This is a genomic window from Ancylobacter pratisalsi (assembly GCF_010669125.1).
Lineage (GTDB): Bacteria > Pseudomonadota > Alphaproteobacteria > Rhizobiales > Xanthobacteraceae > Ancylobacter > Ancylobacter pratisalsi.
In genome coordinates this window covers 1,617,501-1,633,059 of record NZ_CP048630.1, presented here as the reverse complement: position 1 = coordinate 1,633,059, position 15,559 = coordinate 1,617,501, and the positions used below count along the sequence as shown (strand labels likewise).

Here is a 15,559-nt window from a genome sequence, read left to right as displayed (position 1 = left end):
CGCCGCTTCGGGTCCCCCGCTCGAAGGCCTAACGGAAATGACACGCCAAGGGCACAAGCCCTCACAAAAACTGGGGAAACGCCATGACAACCCGGACCTTGCAGGACCACCTTGACGGGTGGGCCGGTTCTGATCCTCTGCGTCGCGACGTTGCGACGACCGTTCTCGCCCTGGCCAATGCCGGGCGCTCGCTTGCCGAGCTTTTGTCCGCCGGCCCGCTGGCCGGTGCCATGGCCCAGGTGCGCGGCTATCACACCGATGGCGACAGCCAGAAGGAGCTCGACGTCGTGGCGGACGAGATGGTGCGCGATGCGCTCCGCGCCGCGCCCGTCGCCCTGCTCGGCTCCGAAGAGATGGAAGAGCCCATCGAGCTCAACCCCGCCGGCACGCTGGCGGTGGCGGTGGATCCGCTCGACGGCTCGTCGAACATCGACACCAATCTGAGCGTGGGCACGATCTTCACCGTGCTGCCCCATATCGGCGCCGATGCGCTGCTCCAGCCGGGCTCGCAGCAGCTTGCCGCCGGCTTCCTGCTCTACGGGCCGCAGGTCGCGCTGGCGCTGACCCTGGGCATGGGGACGCATCTCTTTGTGCTGGATCGCCCCTTCGGCCAGTTCCGGCTGATCGAGGCCGAGGCCCAGGTGCCGGCCGAGACCTCCGAATACGCCATCAACAGCTCCAATGCGCGGCACTGGGACCGGGCGGTGCGTTCCTATGTGGAGGATTGCCTGACCGGTTCGGAAGGGCCGCGGGACCGCGATTTCAACACCCGCTGGGTCGCCTCCATGGTCGCCGATGCCTACCGCATCCTGGTGCGCGGCGGCATCTATCTCTATCCGGGCGACGCCCGGCGCGGCTACGGGCAGGGCCGGCTGAGGCTGGTCTATGAAGCCAATCCCATCGCCTTCCTGATGGAACAGGCGCAGGGCGCGGCGACCGACGGCCTTCAGCGCATCCTCGATATCGTGCCCGAAAGCCTGCACCAGCGCGTGCCGCTGGTGTTCGGCTCGCGCGGCGAGGTCGAGCGTGTCTCCCGCTACAACCAGAGCGCCTCGAACATGCCCGAGCGTTCGCCCCTGTTTGGCCGTCGCGGCCTGCTGCGCGCCTGAGGGGAGAGGTTCACATGTCCATTCACCATCCCATCATCTCCGTCACCGGTTCCTCGGGGGCGGGCACGACATCGGTGCGGCGGATCTTCGAGCAGATCTTCCGCCGCGAGGACGTCGCCGCCGCCTATATCGAGGGCGACGCCTTCCACCGCTACGACCGCGCCGAGATGCGGCGCGTCATGGGGGAGGAGTCCGTGCGCGGCAACAATCACTACAGCCATTTCGGACCCGATTCGAACCTGTTCGAGGAGCTGGAGGAGACCTTCCGTTCCTACTCCAAGACCGGCACCGGCAAGTTCCGCCACTATGTGCACGACGAGAAGGAGGCCGCCGAATATGGCGGCGAGCCGGGCACCTTCACCCCCTGGGAGCTGATCCCGACGCCGACGGACCTGCTGTTCTACGAGGGCCTTCACGGCGCGGTGGTGAGCGGCAACATCGACGTCGCCCGCTACGCGGACCTGAAAATCGGCGTCGTGCCGGTGATCAATCTCGAATGGATTCAGAAAATCCATCGCGACCGGTCCCATCGCGGCTACTCCACCGAGGCGGTGACGGACACCATCCTGCGGCGCATGCCCGACTACGTGAACTACATCTGCCCGCAGTTCACCCATACCGACATCAACTTCCAGCGCGTGCCGACGGTCGACACCTCGAACCCGTTCATCGCGCGCTGGATACCGACGGCGGACGAATCCATCGTGGTGATCCGCTTCAAGAGCCCGCGCGGCATCGACTTCCCGTACCTGCTCTCGATGATCCAGGGCTCGTGGATGTCGCGCGCTAATTCCATCGTGATCCCGGGCGGCAAGCTCGACATCGCGATGCAGCTCATCCTCACCCCGATGATCCTTCACCTCGTCGAGAAGAAGCGCCGAGCCGCGTGAGCCGGGAGGGAACCATGTTGACGCGCCACACTGCACACACCGAACCGACACTCCGCCACACGAGCCCCATCGACCTGCCGCATGACGACATGGCGAATGCCCTTCGGGCGCTGACCATGGACGCGGTCGAGGCGGCGAAGTCCGGGCATCCCGGCATGCCGATGGGCATGGCCGACGCCGCCACGGCGCTGTTCTCGCGCTTCGTCAAGATCGACCCCTCCCGCCCGGACTGGGCCGACCGCGACCGGGTCATTCTGTCCGCCGGCCATGGCTCGATGCTGCTCTACGCCATCCATCACCTGCTCGGTTATTCCGACATGGGGATCGAGGAACTCAAGCGTTTCCGGCAGCTTGGCGCCATCACCGCCGGTCATCCCGAGCACGGCCACACCCTTGGCGTGGAGACCACGACAGGTCCGCTTGGCCAGGGGCTGACCACGGCGGTCGGTATGGCGCTCGCCGAGCGCATGATGAACGCCCGCTTTGGCGACGAGCTGGTGGACCATCACACCTATGTCCTCGCCGGCGATGGCTGCCTGATGGAAGGCATCAGCCACGAAGCCATCGACCTCGCCGGGCACCTGAAGCTCTCAAAGCTGATAGTGCTTTGGGATAACAACGGAATTTCCATCGACGGACGGACCTCCCTGTCGACCTCGATGGACCAGCCCGCCCGCTTCCGCGCCGCCGGCTGGAACGTGATCAGCGTCGACGGACAGGCCTATCACGCGGTGGTCGACGCCATCGCCGAGGCCCGCGCCTGCGACCGCCCCACGCTCATCGCCTGCCGGACCACGATCGGTTTCGGCGCCCCTACAAAGGCGGGCAGTGAATCCGCCCATGGCGCCCCGCTGGGCGCCGCGGAGATCGAGGGCGCGCGCGAAAGGCTGGGGTGGAACCATCCGCCCTTCGAGGTGCCTGGCGAGGTGCGCGCGGCCTGGTCGCAGGTCGCCGAGCGTGGCCGGGCGTCCCGCGAGGCCTGGGAACGTCGTCTCGCAATCTCCGGCCGCCGCGCCGATTTCGAGGCCGCGACCGGCGGCGAGCTGCCGGCGGATTTTGACGAAAAGCTGAACGCCTACAAGAGGATGTTGAGTGAGGAAGCACCCAAGGTCGCGAGCCGGAAGGCCTCCGAAATGGTGCTCGGCGTCATCAACAGCGCCACCGATCTCACCATCGGCGGCTCGGCCGACCTCACCCATTCCAACCTCACCCATACCAAGGGTCAGGTCTCTGTCGCACCCGGAGACTACAGCGGGCGCTACCTGCACTACGGCATTCGCGAGCACGCCATGGCGGCGGTGATGAACGGCCTTGCCCTGCATGGCGGCTTCATTCCCTACGGCGGCACTTTTCTGGTGTTCTCCGACTACGCCCGCGGCGCCATGCGGCTCTCCGCCCTGATGGGCCAGCGCGTGATCTATGTGATGACGCACGACTCCATCGGCCTGGGCGAAGATGGGCCGACGCATCAGCCTGTCGAGCATCTCGCCATGCTGCGGGCGACGCCGAACATCAACGTGTTCCGGCCCGCCGACGCGGTGGAAACGCTGGAGGCCTGGCAACTTGCCCTGCACTGCGAGGCAGCGCCCTCGGTGCTTGCCCTCTCACGGCAGAACCTGCCGACCTTCCGTACCGAGCATAGTGAGGAGAACCTCACCGGCTACGGCGCCTATGTCGCCCGCAAGCCCCGCCGCCGCCGCGACGTGACGCTGTTGGCCACGGGCTCGGAAGTCGAACTCGCCTTCAAAGCGGCGGACATGTTGGCCTTGCGCGATGTCGACGCCGCCGTGGTTTCGATGCCGTGCTGGGAACTGTTCGAGAAGCAGAGCGAGATTTATCGCCGGGGCGTGCTCGGCGTCGCTCCGCGTGTCGCCATCGAGGCGGCCGGCCGGCTCGGCTGGGATCGTTGGATCGGTGAGCGCGGCCGCTTTGTCGGCATGACCGGCTTCGGAGCCTCGGCGCCAGCGCCCGAGCTTTACCAGCACTTCAACATCACACCGGAGGCGGTGGTCGACGCGACCTGCGACCTCCTGACCTGCGCTTGAGCCTGAGGAAAAGCCAATGGCCCGCATCACACTTCGCCAGCTTCTCGATCACGCCGCCGAGTTCAGCTACGGCGTGCCCGCCTTCAACATCAACAACATGGAGCAGGGCATCGCCATCATGGAAGCGGCGCAGGCGGTCGATGCTCCCGTCATCATGCAGGTCAGCCGCGGCGCGCGCTCCTATGCCGGCGATATCATGCTGTCGCGGATGATCGACGCCCTGACCGAGATGTATCCCTCGATCCCGGTCTGCATGCATCAGGATCACGGAAACAACGAGGCGACCTGTCTTTCCGCGATCCAGCACGGCTTCACCTCGGTGATGATGGACGGCTCGCTGAAGGAGGACGCCAAGACCCCGGCCGACTACGACTACAACGTCGCCATCACTCGCCGCGTGGTGGACGCCGCGCACTGGGTTGGCGCTTCGGTCGAGGGCGAACTCGGCGTCCTTGGCTCGCTGGAGCACGGCGCCGGTGAGCAGGAGGATGGTCACGGCGCGGAGGGCGAGCTCTCCCATGAGCAGTTGCTGACCGATCCCGACCAGGCGGTGGACTTCGTCGCCGCGACCCGGGTCGACGCCCTCGCCATCGCGATGGGCACTTCGCACGGTGCCTACAAATTCTCGCGCAAGCCCGACGGCGACATCCTCGCCATGCGTGTGATCGAGGAGATCCACCGCCGGCTACCCGGCGTGCACCTTGTCATGCACGGTTCATCCTCGGTGCCGCAGGCCTTGCAGGACCTGTTCAATGCCTCCGGCGGCGAGATGCCCCAGACCTGGGGCGTGCCGGTCGAGGAGATCGTGCGCGGCATCCGGCATGGCGTGCGCAAGGTGAATATCGACACCGATTGCCGTCTGGCCATGACCGCACAGTTCCGGAAGGTCGCTCAAGGGTCGAAGGCGGAGTTCGATCCCCGCAAGTTCCTGAAGCCCGCAATGGACGAGATGCAACAGCTCTGCCGGGACCGGTTCGAACAGTTCGGTACCGCCGGGAACGCCTCGAAAATAAAGGTTTTGCCGCTGGCCGCCATGGCCAAGCGCTACGCCAGCGGTGCGCTCGATCCGGTGATCGGCAGCGCCCGGGTCGCGGCGGAATAGCGAGGGCGGCCATTCGCCCTCCTGCACGGAAACGCAAATCGGCTTGGCGCGACCACCGCGTGTGAGCCTCGCCCCATTTGAACGGAGCAGATCGATGAACGCGATCGACAAGACCACATCCGCTGAAAAGCCTCGCAGCCGCTACAGCGCCGGCGTGATGGAATATCGCAAGATGGGCTACTGGCAGCCCGACTACGAGCCCAAGGACACCGATGTCATCGCCCTGTTCCGCGTCACCCCGCAGGACGGCGTCGATCCCATCGAGGCCTCGGCCGCAGTTGCCGGCGAGAGCTCGACGGCGACATGGACGGTGGTGTGGACCGACCGTCTGACCGCCTGCGACAAGTACCGGGCGAAGTGCTACCGCGTCGATCCGGTGCCGAATTCCCCCGGCTCCTGGTTCGCCTATATCGCCTACGATCTCGACCTGTTCGAGCCGGGCTCGATCTCCAACCTGTCGGCCTCGATCATCGGCAACGTGTTCGGCTTCAAGCCGCTCAAGGCGCTGCGCCTTGAGGACATGCGCCTGCCGGTCGCCTATGTGAAGACCTTCGATGGGCCCGCTACCGGCATCGTGGTGGAGCGTGAGCGACTCGACAAGTTCGGTCGTCCCCTGCTTGGCGCCACCGTGAAGCCCAAGCTCGGCCTGTCCGGCCGCAACTATGGCCGTGTGGTCTACGAAGCGTTGAAGGGCGGCCTCGACTTCACCAAGGACGACGAGAACATCAACTCGCAGCCCTTCATGCACTGGCGCGAGCGCTTCCTGTACTGCATGGAGGCGGTCAACAAGGCGCAGGCTTCGACCGGCGAGATCAAGGGCACCTACCTCAACGTGACCGCCGGCACGATGGAGGACATGTACGAGCGCGCCGACTTCGCCAAGAGTCTCGGGTCGAACATCGTCATGATCGACCTTGTCATCGGCTACACCGCGATCCAGTCCATGGCGAAGTGGGCACGTCGCAATGATATGATCCTTCACCTGCACCGTGCCGGGCACTCGACCTACACACGGCAGAAGTCGCATGGCGTTTCGTTCCGCGTCATCGCCAAGTGGATGCGCCTCGCCGGTGTCGACCACATCCACGCCGGCACCGTGGTGGGCAAGCTCGAGGGCGACCCCCACACCACCAAGGGCTACTACGATATCTGTCGCGAGGATTTCGTCCCGCAGAACCTCGCCCACGGCGTGTTCTTCGATCAGCCCTGGGCCTCGACCCGCAAGTTGATGCCGGTTGCTTCCGGCGGCATCCACGCCGGCCAGATGCACCAGCTCATCGATCTGCTCGGCGAGGATGTCGTGCTGCAGTTCGGTGGCGGCACCATCGGCCACCCGATGGGCATCCAGGCGGGTGCGACCGCAAACCGCGTGGCGCTTGAGGCGATGATTCTGGCCCGAAATGAGGGCCGCGAGATCCTCCATGAGGGCCCGGAAATCCTGAAGGAAGCCGCCCGCCACTGCCTGCCGCTGAAGCAGGCGCTGGAGACGTGGAAGGACGTGACCTTCAACTACACCTCGACCGACACGCCCGACTTCGTGCCGCAGGCAACCGCGGCCGAGTGAAGCCCGACAGATCAGGAGACACCACCATGCGCATCACTCAGGGAGCCTTCTCCTTCCTGCCGGACCTCACGGACGAGCAGATCGGCAAGCAGGCCCAGTACTGCATCGACCAGGGCTGGGCGGTGAACATCGAGTTCACCGACGATCCTCATCCCCGCAACACCTATTGGGAAATGTGGGGCATGCCGATGTTCGACGTGCGTGACGCCGCCGGCGTCATGTTCGAGCTGAACGAGTGCCGCAAGGCCTATGCCGGCCGGTACTACATCCGCATGAGCGCGTTCGATCCCACCCATGGTTGGGAATCGCTGCGCTTGTCCTTCATCAGCGATCGGCCCGCCGCCGAGCCTGGTTTCTCACTCGACCGGCAGGAAATCGACGGCCGGTCCATCCGCTACACGACGCGCGCCTATGCGACCGAACGCCCGGAGGGCGCGCGTTACTGAGATCCGTCGGTCTCCCACTACTCCCCCGACGGACTATCGCGGCCGCCTGGTTTCCTCCCCGGCCGCGAAGGACCGGTTCCGGAATGCCGCGCCCGGAACCGGTCCTCTTTCCTTCACCAAACCGAGCGGGAGCGATCCTCATGGATGCCATCATCGACATGCCGCCGACCGCCACCACCACGGCGGGAGACGAGGCGATCGACCTTCAGGCCGAATTCACGCAGAGCGGGCTGGCACAGGTGCTGGGTGAACTCGATGCCGACCTCGTTGGTCTCGGCCCGGTAAAGAAGCGGCTGAGGGAAATCGGCTCGCTTCTTCTCGTGGATCGCGCCCGCGCCCATTTCGGCCTGCAGGCGGTGAGCCCGACGCTCCACATGAGCTTCACCGGCAATCCCGGGACCGGCAAGACTACGGTTGCCCTGCGCATGGCCGAAATCCTTCATCGGCTGGGCTATGTGCGCAAGGGACACCTCGTCACGGTAACGCGCGATGATCTTGTCGGTCAGTACATCGGCCACACCGCGCCAAAGACCAAGGAAGTGCTGAAACGCGCCATGGGTGGCGTGCTGTTCATCGACGAGGCCTACTATCTGTATCGTCCCGAGAACGAACGCGACTACGGGCAGGAGGCGATCGAGATCCTGCTTCAGGTGATGGAGAACCAGCGCGACGATCTTGTCGTCATCCTCGCCGGCTATGGCGACCGGATGGAGCGCTTCTTCACCGCGAATCCCGGCTTTCGTTCGCGCGTCGCCCACCACATCGACTTTCCCGACTACACGGGCGAGGAACTCGAAGCGATCGGCGGTCGCATTCTCGATGCCATGAACTACACGCTCAGTCCGGCCGCCGAAGAAGCCTTCCATCGTTATGTCGGGCTGCGCATGGATCAGCTCCATTTCGCCAATGGTCGCTCGATCCGCAACGCGCTGGACCGCGCGCGATTGCGCCAGGCCAACCGTCTGTTCGCCAGCGCGCGCCCGGTCACTGCGCGCGACCTGACGACCATCGAAGCCGAAGACATTCTCGCCAGCCGGGTGTTCTCCGGGGGCATCGACAGCTATCCGCCGCTGCCCTCGACGTGAGGACCCGGTCCGTCATCGACCAGGATGCCCTGGCCTCGCCGCGTTGACTCCGGCGCATCGCCAAGGGTGCGAAGGCCTTTGCTTCAAAGGGCCATGACATCCGGCGGGCGGCGCCCAATTCATTGGAGACAATACCCATGACGCTCATCGCTCCTTCCATGCTCGCATCCGACTTTTCCCGTCTCGGCGATGAGCTTCGCGATGTTACTGCGGCTGGCGCGGACTGGATCCATCTCGATGTCATGGACGGCCACTTCGTGCCGAACATCACGTTCGGCCCCGATGTGATCAAGGCCATGCGCCCGCACACCGACCGGACATTCGACGTCCATCTGATGATCGAACCGGTCGAGCCGTATATCGAGGCATTCGCCAAGGCCGGCGCGGATATCATCACCGTGCAGGCGGAAGCCACGCATCACCTGGATCGCTGCCTCCAGCTCATTCGCTCGCTGGGCAAGAAGGCAGGCGTGGTGCTGAACCCGGCGACGCCCGAGAGCGCGGTGGCCTACGTTCTTGACAAGGTCGATCTCATTCTCGCCATGACCGTCAATCCCGGCTTTGGCGGGCAGGCCTTCATCCATGACGTACTGCCCAAGGTCTATCGCCTGCGGGCCATGATCGGTGAACGCCCGATCCACCTGGAAATCGATGGTGGGGTCAATCCTCAAACCGGAGCGCTCTGCGTCGCGGCCGGGGCGAATGTGCTGGTGGCGGGGTCGGCGGTGTTCAAGGATGGCGTCGATGGCTATCGCGCCAACATCGCGGCCATACGCGCCGCGGGCGAGCGACCCGCCGCAGCGGCATAGTCCGGCCCGTCCTCAGTTCAGCGCGCCCTCGGTCACGTTGAGGATAAGCACCTGCTTCGCATTCTCGGGGATCGAGGGCGAGGTTCTCAGTTCGAGGTCGAGCGCCGGGCGCTTGGACTGGACGAGGGTCGCCAATTTCTCGGCCACGCCAGCAGCTTCCGCATGGTAGGCCAGTGTATTGGCGGTGGGCTGAACAACTCCGGAATCCGAAACCACCACTTCAAACCCCGCACCTTTCAATATGTTGGTGAAGGCCTCCACCCGCGCCGCGGGTACGGCTCCGGTTGGCGCGAACATCCTCACCACATAGCCGGTACCAAGTTTTGCAGGCTTCGCGGGTGGCTCGGGCACGGCGGGTGCCGCTTCCTCGGCGGGGGTCTGCTGTTCGGCGGGCGCGACGCCGCCAGCGCCCGAGGCCGCCTCGGTCACAGGAGATGCTGCCTGCGGGAGCGCCGGAGCCGTGGACGCGGCAACCATGGGTGCCGGCGACGTTGGCTTCATCTCCGCCAGCCTCGCTTCAAGCAACGCAGCAAGTCGGTCGTCGAGCCGCTGTTCGACGGCCGCTTGGGCGCCGCGCAGTGCACCAATTTCGCTCCGCAGCAACGCGATCTGGATGAGCGCTGCGATCAGCAGAAGCAGTGTCAGTGCGAACGCTGCAGTCGTGGCAATGGTCAGGTGCGAACTTGTGCGCCGTTGCGGCTCCTTCGTGGGAATCGGCGCGTCGAGGCGTCGCGAGTCCAGCTCCAGTCGGCGCATCTCGACCTTCAGCCGCTCGATCTCGATCCAGCGGTGGAAGGCTTCGGGGTCTTGCGGAGGACCTTTAGTACGGCTTGAGGCGTGCGCCTGGCGCGCGTGCGCCGGTGCGGGACGTTCCGGCACGCTCCGCTCGGGTGCAGCTTTTTCGGTGGGCGTCGGTTCTGCAATGGCCGAATCGGGTGCCGTCGGCTCGGGGGCAGGGGTGTCGAGCGGGCGTTCCTGCATCTGTGGCGAGGGTGCCTGCGGATCGCTGCTGTCTGTCATCTCGTACTCCCGCCTCTGTTCGCTCCGCTGAACGCGTGGAAACCCGGAGGCGAACATCATGCTTTTAGCCGAGCCAGCCGCGTTTCGCACCCGGCTCGCTTCTTTTGCACGGGACGCGGGGAACCATGGGCTCCGCCAGGCGGTTTTCTAAAGGATGACAGGAGCGCGAAGCGCGAGGAGGTCCATTATGGGACGAATCGAACAGGACGTGCGCGAGGCCGCCTACATGACATGGATCGCCGAAGGGCGTCCGGAAGGTTCGGAACTCGCAGCCTGGATGCAAAAGCATCAACTTGTGAAGGGCGAGCACGCCGCGGCCCAAGAATTCTCAGTGCCCAGTGCAGGCCCCCACGCCCGCGCTGATCTCACAAACGAGGATGCAACGCCGGGAACCGGCATCCTGCCTCCTGTGGGCAGTGATGAAGACGGCAATTCTCAACCGACGGGATGAGCCGTGCACTCTGGAACAGCAACGGCGCGGCGCCGGGAAATGAGCATGTCGCCGAGCCTATCCGGCGGGGCCGCTACAGCAGCTATTCTGCCGCCACAGCGGCGGAGAGGCTAACTGGACGCCGCAGGAGCGCACGCCCAGTTCTTTCCCGCCGGTACGAGGGGGAGAAGGTCGCCACCTGTTGAGAGCGGCGGGCGCGCGTTTGGCTCTATCCGCGCCCCAATTCTCTCGCCTATTTTTTTACGGCCTTCTGTGCGTCACGGACGAAGTCCAGGCATTCGTCATACTCTTTCTCGCCGAGTTCGCGTTGGGCGCCGCGGAGTGCCTTGTTCAGCTTGTCGAGCGTTGACTTGGGGGGAGCCTTGGCAATCTCCGCCTTGATCATGGCAACGCCGTCAGTGCAGTCCTTCGCATCGTCGGCGGAAGCAAGGCCCGTCGTTGCGATGAGAGTGCTGGCCGCGAGTAAGGCCGCCGAGAGCATGGTCTTCATTGTAGGTTCCTCCCTGGAGTGATTATGGCCGGCTGCTTATGTGATTGCCGGTGCTCATTTCACGGTCAGCGTGCCGTGCATGCCCTTCTCTTCCAGCCCCTCGATCCACCATTTGTAGGTGCCGGTGCGGATCGCGACGAATTCGAGCGAGATCGTGCCTTCGTCGTCAAATTCGATGTGGTGCGGCGCGCCGTAAGGGTGGATTTCCAGATGGTTGATGACGATCTGGTTCATCCAGATCATCCGGAAAAACTCCGGCGCCATGAACTTGTATTCCTTGCCGCCATTCGATGTGACGTCGAGTTGATAGGACTTCCCGCCCTCCATCGTGATGTCCTTCACCGGCACGGCGTAGTCATTGCCGTTGGTGTCACCGAGCACGATTTCCGGCAACCTCTCGCGGCCTTTGGCGATATCTTTGGCGAGTGCCCCTGTGGCGCCAGCAAGGCTAATGACACCGGCTGTGCCAATGGCGAGCATGTGACGACGATTCATGACGGGCGCGGTCATACGTTCCTCTCCTTATGCTGAGTGTCGCGGGAGAAAGCGCTCATCCCACCTCTCAATTCGTTCCGGGGAGCGTAGGCGCCAACTGGAAAACTGTCTATCATATTGATTCTTATGAAGTTTTTATTCAAATCCGCCCAATACTCGGCAGCCCGGCATCGTCAGTCGCGGGTTCCGCCCTACCTCAGCCAGAGGGCGACCATCCGCTGACCGTCGTCCGTCACCCCACATCCGGGCGGCTCAGTAGCTACGTAGCTTCGAAGGGGGGCGTCCCCGCGCCGGCCTTCCGGGAAGAAGGCGCCGATCTGATCGAGCACCCGGATCCTATCCGACAAGGCTTCTCGGGACGCGTAGGTCTGGGCGAGCCACAGCGAGAAGGGGTATGGGCGAGCCATTGGTCGGGCAGTGGCAGTCTAACCAATTATAAAATATCACGAATTCCTCTGATCGCCCTGACTTATCCCTTAGTGTCGTGTTGGTGTCATTTTTCTTGGAGAATGGCGTTGACATGTCGGAGTGGTGGGTCCTATAAAGCGCCCATCGACGCGGCGCCACCGCAACGGCGGGTTTGGCGCTCCTCTGAAGTTCCTCTCGACGTGATGGTCGTTTCAACGACCGGCGGTCGCCGGACGAAGGGTTGTCGGTTGCGCTAAGGGTGTAGCCCTTAGGGTAGAGGTCCTCGGATCTCGTGCTGTTTGACAGGTTAATAGGAAGAAAGAGAAACGTAGGCGGCGGGGTCCTTGCGGGCCGGCTGACCGGGAAACTGGTTAGTTGGCTGGATGAGACTTCGGCGGTCTTACGTTCTCGGAACCTCGCATCCTGTGAAGGATGTGGTGAGTTCCAACCTCGTCAAGAGGTTTGAGCGTAGCGACATTAAGCCGGTTCAAAATATCTCATTCAACTTGAGAGTTTGATCCTGGCTCAGAACGAACGCTGGCGGCAGGCTTAACACATGCAAGTCGAACGCCCTCTTCGGAGGGAGTGGCAGACGGGTGAGTAACACGTGGGGATCTGCCCAATGGTACGGAATAGCTCCGGGAAACTGGAATTAATACCGTATAAGCCCGCAAGGGGAAAGATTTATCGCCATTGGATGAACCCGCGTCTGATTAGCTAGTTGGTGTGGTAAAGGCGCACCAAGGCGACGATCAGTAGCTGGTCTGAGAGGATGATCAGCCACACTGGGACTGAGACACGGCCCAGACTCCTACGGGAGGCAGCAGTGGGGAATATTGGACAATGGGCGCAAGCCTGATCCAGCCATGCCGCGTGAGTGATGAAGGCCTTAGGGTTGTAAAGCTCTTTCGCCGACGAAGATAATGACGGTAGTCGGAGAAGAAGCCCCGGCTAACTTCGTGCCAGCAGCCGCGGTAATACGAAGGGGGCTAGCGTTGTTCGGAATCACTGGGCGTAAAGCGCACGTAGGCGGATATTTAAGTCAGGGGTGAAATCCTGGAGCTCAACTCCAGAACTGCCTTTGATACTGGGTATCTCGAGTCCGGAAGAGGTAAGTGGAACTGCGAGTGTAGAGGTGAAATTCGTAGATATTCGCAAGAACACCAGTGGCGAAGGCGGCTTACTGGTCCGGTACTGACGCTGAGGTGCGAAAGCGTGGGGAGCAAACAGGATTAGATACCCTGGTAGTCCACGCCGTAAACGATGGAGGCTAGCCGTTGGTGAGCATGCTCATCAGTGGCGCAGCTAACGCATTAAGCCTCCCGCCTGGGGAGTACGGTCGCAAGATTAAAACTCAAAGGAATTGACGGGGGCCCGCACAAGCGGTGGAGCATGTGGTTTAATTCGAAGCAACGCGCAGAACCTTACCAGCCCTTGACATGTCCCGGACGGTTACCAGAGATGGTTTCTTCTCTTCGGAGCCGGGAACACAGGTGCTGCATGGCTGTCGTCAGCTCGTGTCGTGAGATGTTGGGTTAAGTCCCGCAACGAGCGCAACCTTCGCCCTTAGTTGCCATCATTAAGTTGGGCACTCTAGGGGGACTGCCGGTGATAAGCCGCGAGGAAGGTGAAGATGACGTCAAGTCCTCATGGCCCTTACGGGCTGGGCTACACACGTGCTACAATGGCGGTGACAGTGGGACGCGAACTCGCGAGGGTTAGCAAATCTCCAAAAACCGTCTCAGTTCGGATTGTACTCTGCAACTCGAGTGCATGAAGTTGGAATCGCTAGTAATCGTGGATCAGCACGCCACGGTGAATACGTTCCCGGGCCTTGTACACACCGCCCGTCACACCATGGGAGTTGGCTTTACCCGAAGGCGCTGCGCTAACTCAGCAATGAGAGGCAGGCGACCACGGTAGGGTCAGCGACTGGGGTGAAGTCGTAACAAGGTAGCCGTAGGGGAACCTGCGGCTGGATCACCTCCTTTCTAAGGATGTTCCTTCAGAATGAAGCCGGTCTTCGGATTGGTGGAGCGCTATCGGAACTCTTAGATATAAGCTCACAGTCAGTGAGCAACATGCGGGACGCCGCCGTCTTCGTTTCTCTTTCTTCATGGACGAGCCCAGGCCACTGGGCCGGGTCGATGAGCATCTGGCTCGTCATCCTGGCTGGACTGTTGGCTAGGGGCTTGTAGCTCAGTTGGTTAGAGCGCGCGCTTGATAAGCGTGAGGTCGGAGGTTCAAGTCCTCCCAGGCCCACCACCTATCAGGCGGCGTGCCTTCCATGCGGGCTGCAGCTCTCCGGGGCCATAGCTCAGTTGGGAGAGCGCGTGCTTTGCAAGCATGAGGTCGTCGGTTCGATCCCGTCTGGCTCCACCATCCTTCCCGGATGGATGTTGAGTTGCGGGATTATCGCTTGTCCATGAAAACCTGAATTCGTCCGTCTGCCGGCTCTGCCGCGGATGGGACGTGTTGTCTGACATCGTAAAGAAGCATTCATTCAGCCGGCCACGCGAGTGGCGGGATGAAACACCGGGTCCGCAAGGGTCTGGTGGATTTGTCCGTCGGGGCCTGACCGCACCGTCGTTGAATGAAATGCGAAGCAAGCTGGTCTTTAGAATAGCTTTGATGCCGTGAGACGGGTCTCTCAAAACCGTCTCGCCCCCGAGCCTTCCGCACAGAAGGTTCGTTCGTTCCTATGGGGTGGGCATTGAAGATGAGAACGATCAAGTGTCTTAAGGGCATTCGGTGGATGCCTTGGCGCTGAGAGGCGATGAAGGACGTGGTACGCTGCGATAAGTCACGGGGAGCTGCGAACAAGCTTTGATCCGTGAATTTCCGAATGGGGAAACCCACCTTCGATGACTGGAACTCTGAGGTCTTGCCTCGGGGTTCCTTGCAAAAGGATCCTTGGCCGCAAGGCTTTGGAATTCCAGTTATCACATGAAGGTATCAAATCCTGAATACATAGGGGTTTGAAGCGAACCCGGGGAACTGAAACATCTAAGTACCCGGAGGAAAGGACATCAACAGAGACTCCGTTAGTAGTGGCGAGCGAACGCGGACCAGGCCAGTGGTGAATGTGCGACAAGTGGAACCGGTCAGGAAAGCCGGGCCTTAGTGGGTGATAGCCCCGTACACGTAATGCAAACATTCATCCTCGAGTAAGGCGGGACACGTGAAATCCTGTCTGAACATGGGGGGACCACCCTCCAAGCCTAAGTACTCCTCAGCGACCGATAGCGAACAAGTACCGTGAGGGAAAGGTGAAAAGCACCCCGACAAGGGGAGTGAAACAGTTCCTGAAACCGGATGCCTACAAACAGTAGGAGCCCAAGGTTCGTCCTGGGTGACTGCGTACCTTTTGTATAATGGGTCAGCGACTTAGTCTGGCGAGCAAGCTTAAACCGATAGGTGTAGGCGCAGCGAAAGCGAGTCTGAACAGGGCGTTCAGTTCGTCGGATTAGACCCGAAGCCGAGTGATCTAGCCATGAGCAGGTTGAAGGTGCGGTAACACGCACTGGAGGACCGAACCGGTGCCCGTTGAAAAGGTCTCGGATGACTTGTGGCTAGGGGTGAAAGGCCAACCAAACTCGGAAATAGCTGGTTCTCCGCGAAAACTATTTAGGTAGTGCCTCGCGT

General features: G+C 62.4%; 12 protein-coding genes, 2 tRNA genes and 2 rRNA genes (1 of these 16 running past the window's edge). 13 read left to right on the top strand and 3 right to left on the bottom strand.

Annotated features, from left to right (window positions below; all coding sequences use genetic code 11):
- The first annotated feature begins 83 nt into the window (after positions 1-83).
- The 8 genes from G3A50_RS07785 (at position 84) to rpe (ending at position 9,050) form a co-directional block, all read left to right on the top strand.
- Positions 84-1,109 carry a class 1 fructose-bisphosphatase gene (locus tag G3A50_RS07785; RefSeq protein ID WP_163074707.1) on the top strand — a complete coding sequence of 342 codons (1,026 nt, stop codon included), beginning with the start codon at positions 84-86 and terminating at the stop codon, positions 1,107-1,109.
- Between the two features lie 14 nt (positions 1,110-1,123).
- Positions 1,124-1,999: a phosphoribulokinase gene (locus tag G3A50_RS07780; RefSeq protein ID WP_163074706.1), complete on the top strand. Its 876-nt coding sequence runs from the start codon at positions 1,124-1,126 to the stop codon at positions 1,997-1,999.
- A gap of 14 nt (positions 2,000-2,013) precedes the next feature.
- Positions 2,014-4,044, top strand: a complete 2,031-nt coding sequence (gene tkt, locus G3A50_RS07775) for a transketolase (protein ID WP_163074705.1) — start codon at positions 2,014-2,016, stop codon at positions 4,042-4,044.
- A gap of 16 nt (positions 4,045-4,060) precedes the next feature.
- Complete coding sequence (gene fba, locus G3A50_RS07770; protein WP_163074704.1) at positions 4,061-5,146, top strand: class II fructose-bisphosphate aldolase; 1,086 nt, start codon at positions 4,061-4,063, stop codon at positions 5,144-5,146.
- Positions 5,147-5,240: 94 nt separating this feature from the next.
- Positions 5,241-6,710: a form I ribulose bisphosphate carboxylase large subunit gene (locus G3A50_RS07765; RefSeq protein WP_163074703.1), complete on the top strand. Its 1,470-nt coding sequence runs from the start codon at positions 5,241-5,243 to the stop codon at positions 6,708-6,710.
- A gap of 26 nt (positions 6,711-6,736) precedes the next feature.
- Positions 6,737-7,156 carry a ribulose bisphosphate carboxylase small subunit gene (locus tag G3A50_RS07760; protein WP_163074702.1) on the top strand — a complete coding sequence of 140 codons (420 nt, stop codon included), beginning with the start codon at positions 6,737-6,739 and terminating at the stop codon, positions 7,154-7,156.
- Positions 7,157-7,296: 140 nt separating this feature from the next.
- Entirely contained in the window at positions 7,297-8,241 is a 945-nt protein-coding gene (cbbX, locus tag G3A50_RS07755; RefSeq protein WP_163074701.1) for a CbbX protein, read from the top strand.
- A gap of 137 nt (positions 8,242-8,378) precedes the next feature.
- Positions 8,379-9,050, top strand: coding sequence for a ribulose-phosphate 3-epimerase (rpe, locus tag G3A50_RS07750; protein WP_163074700.1), 672 nt, complete (start codon positions 8,379-8,381; stop codon positions 9,048-9,050).
- Positions 9,051-9,062: 12 nt separating this feature from the next.
- On the opposite strand, the gene G3A50_RS07745 is transcribed toward rpe, so the two are convergent.
- Positions 9,063-10,070, bottom strand: a complete 1,008-nt coding sequence (locus G3A50_RS07745) for a hypothetical protein (protein WP_163074699.1) — start codon at positions 10,068-10,070, stop codon at positions 9,063-9,065.
- 187 nt (positions 10,071-10,257) lie between these two features.
- Here G3A50_RS07745 and G3A50_RS07740 point away from each other — a divergent pair, with 187 nt between their 5' ends.
- Positions 10,258-10,521: a DUF2934 domain-containing protein gene (locus tag G3A50_RS07740; RefSeq protein WP_163074698.1), complete on the top strand. Its 264-nt coding sequence runs from the start codon at positions 10,258-10,260 to the stop codon at positions 10,519-10,521.
- Positions 10,522-10,753: 232 nt separating this feature from the next.
- Here the strand turns inward: G3A50_RS07740 and G3A50_RS07735 are convergent, their stop codons facing one another.
- Together G3A50_RS07735 and G3A50_RS07730 are read right to left on the bottom strand one after the other, a co-directional pair.
- Positions 10,754-11,011 (bottom strand): histidine kinase, encoded by a 258-nt coding sequence (locus G3A50_RS07735; protein ID WP_210255248.1) that lies wholly within the window; start codon positions 11,009-11,011, stop codon positions 10,754-10,756.
- 54 nt (positions 11,012-11,065) lie between these two features.
- On the bottom strand, positions 11,066-11,491 hold the full coding sequence (locus G3A50_RS07730; protein WP_163077425.1) for a cupredoxin domain-containing protein: 426 nt from the start codon (positions 11,489-11,491) through the stop codon (positions 11,066-11,068).
- 925 nt (positions 11,492-12,416) lie between these two features.
- On the opposite strand from G3A50_RS07730, the gene G3A50_RS07725 reads away from it, so the two are divergent.
- From G3A50_RS07725 to G3A50_RS07710, 4 genes are all read left to right on the top strand, one after another.
- Positions 12,417-13,905 (top strand): 16S ribosomal RNA (locus G3A50_RS07725).
- A gap of 197 nt (positions 13,906-14,102) precedes the next feature.
- Positions 14,103-14,179 (top strand) — tRNA-Ile (locus tag G3A50_RS07720).
- Positions 14,180-14,220: 41 nt separating this feature from the next.
- Positions 14,221-14,296, top strand: a tRNA-Ala gene (locus G3A50_RS07715).
- 345 nt (positions 14,297-14,641) lie between these two features.
- Positions 14,642-15,559, top strand: a 23S ribosomal RNA gene (locus G3A50_RS07710) (it continues 1,912 nt past the right edge of the window).
- The 16S and 23S rRNA genes sit together here with 2 tRNA genes alongside, the layout of an rRNA operon.

Excerpts from the sequence above, each read along its gene's own strand:
- G3A50_RS07785 (WP_163074707.1), top strand. The coding sequence starts at position 84 with ATGACAACCCGGACCTTGCAGGACCACCTTGACGGGTGGGCCGGTTCT.
- G3A50_RS07780 (WP_163074706.1), top strand. The coding sequence starts at position 1,124 with ATGTCCATTCACCATCCCATCATCTCCGTCACCGGTTCCTCGGGGGCG.
- tkt (WP_163074705.1), top strand. The coding sequence starts at position 2,014 with ATGTTGACGCGCCACACTGCACACACCGAACCGACACTCCGCCACACG.
- fba (WP_163074704.1), top strand. The coding sequence starts at position 4,061 with ATGGCCCGCATCACACTTCGCCAGCTTCTCGATCACGCCGCCGAGTTC.
- G3A50_RS07765 (WP_163074703.1), top strand. The coding sequence starts at position 5,241 with ATGAACGCGATCGACAAGACCACATCCGCTGAAAAGCCTCGCAGCCGC.
- G3A50_RS07760 (WP_163074702.1), top strand. The coding sequence starts at position 6,737 with ATGCGCATCACTCAGGGAGCCTTCTCCTTCCTGCCGGACCTCACGGAC.
- cbbX (WP_163074701.1), top strand. The coding sequence starts at position 7,297 with ATGGATGCCATCATCGACATGCCGCCGACCGCCACCACCACGGCGGGA.
- rpe (WP_163074700.1), top strand. The coding sequence starts at position 8,379 with ATGACGCTCATCGCTCCTTCCATGCTCGCATCCGACTTTTCCCGTCTC.
- G3A50_RS07745 (WP_163074699.1), bottom strand. The coding sequence starts at position 10,070 with ATGACAGACAGCAGCGATCCGCAGGCACCCTCGCCACAGATGCAGGAA.
- G3A50_RS07740 (WP_163074698.1), top strand. The coding sequence starts at position 10,258 with ATGGGACGAATCGAACAGGACGTGCGCGAGGCCGCCTACATGACATGG.
- G3A50_RS07735 (WP_210255248.1), bottom strand. The coding sequence starts at position 11,011 with ATGAAGACCATGCTCTCGGCGGCCTTACTCGCGGCCAGCACTCTCATC.
- G3A50_RS07730 (WP_163077425.1), bottom strand. The coding sequence starts at position 11,491 with ATGCTCGCCATTGGCACAGCCGGTGTCATTAGCCTTGCTGGCGCCACA.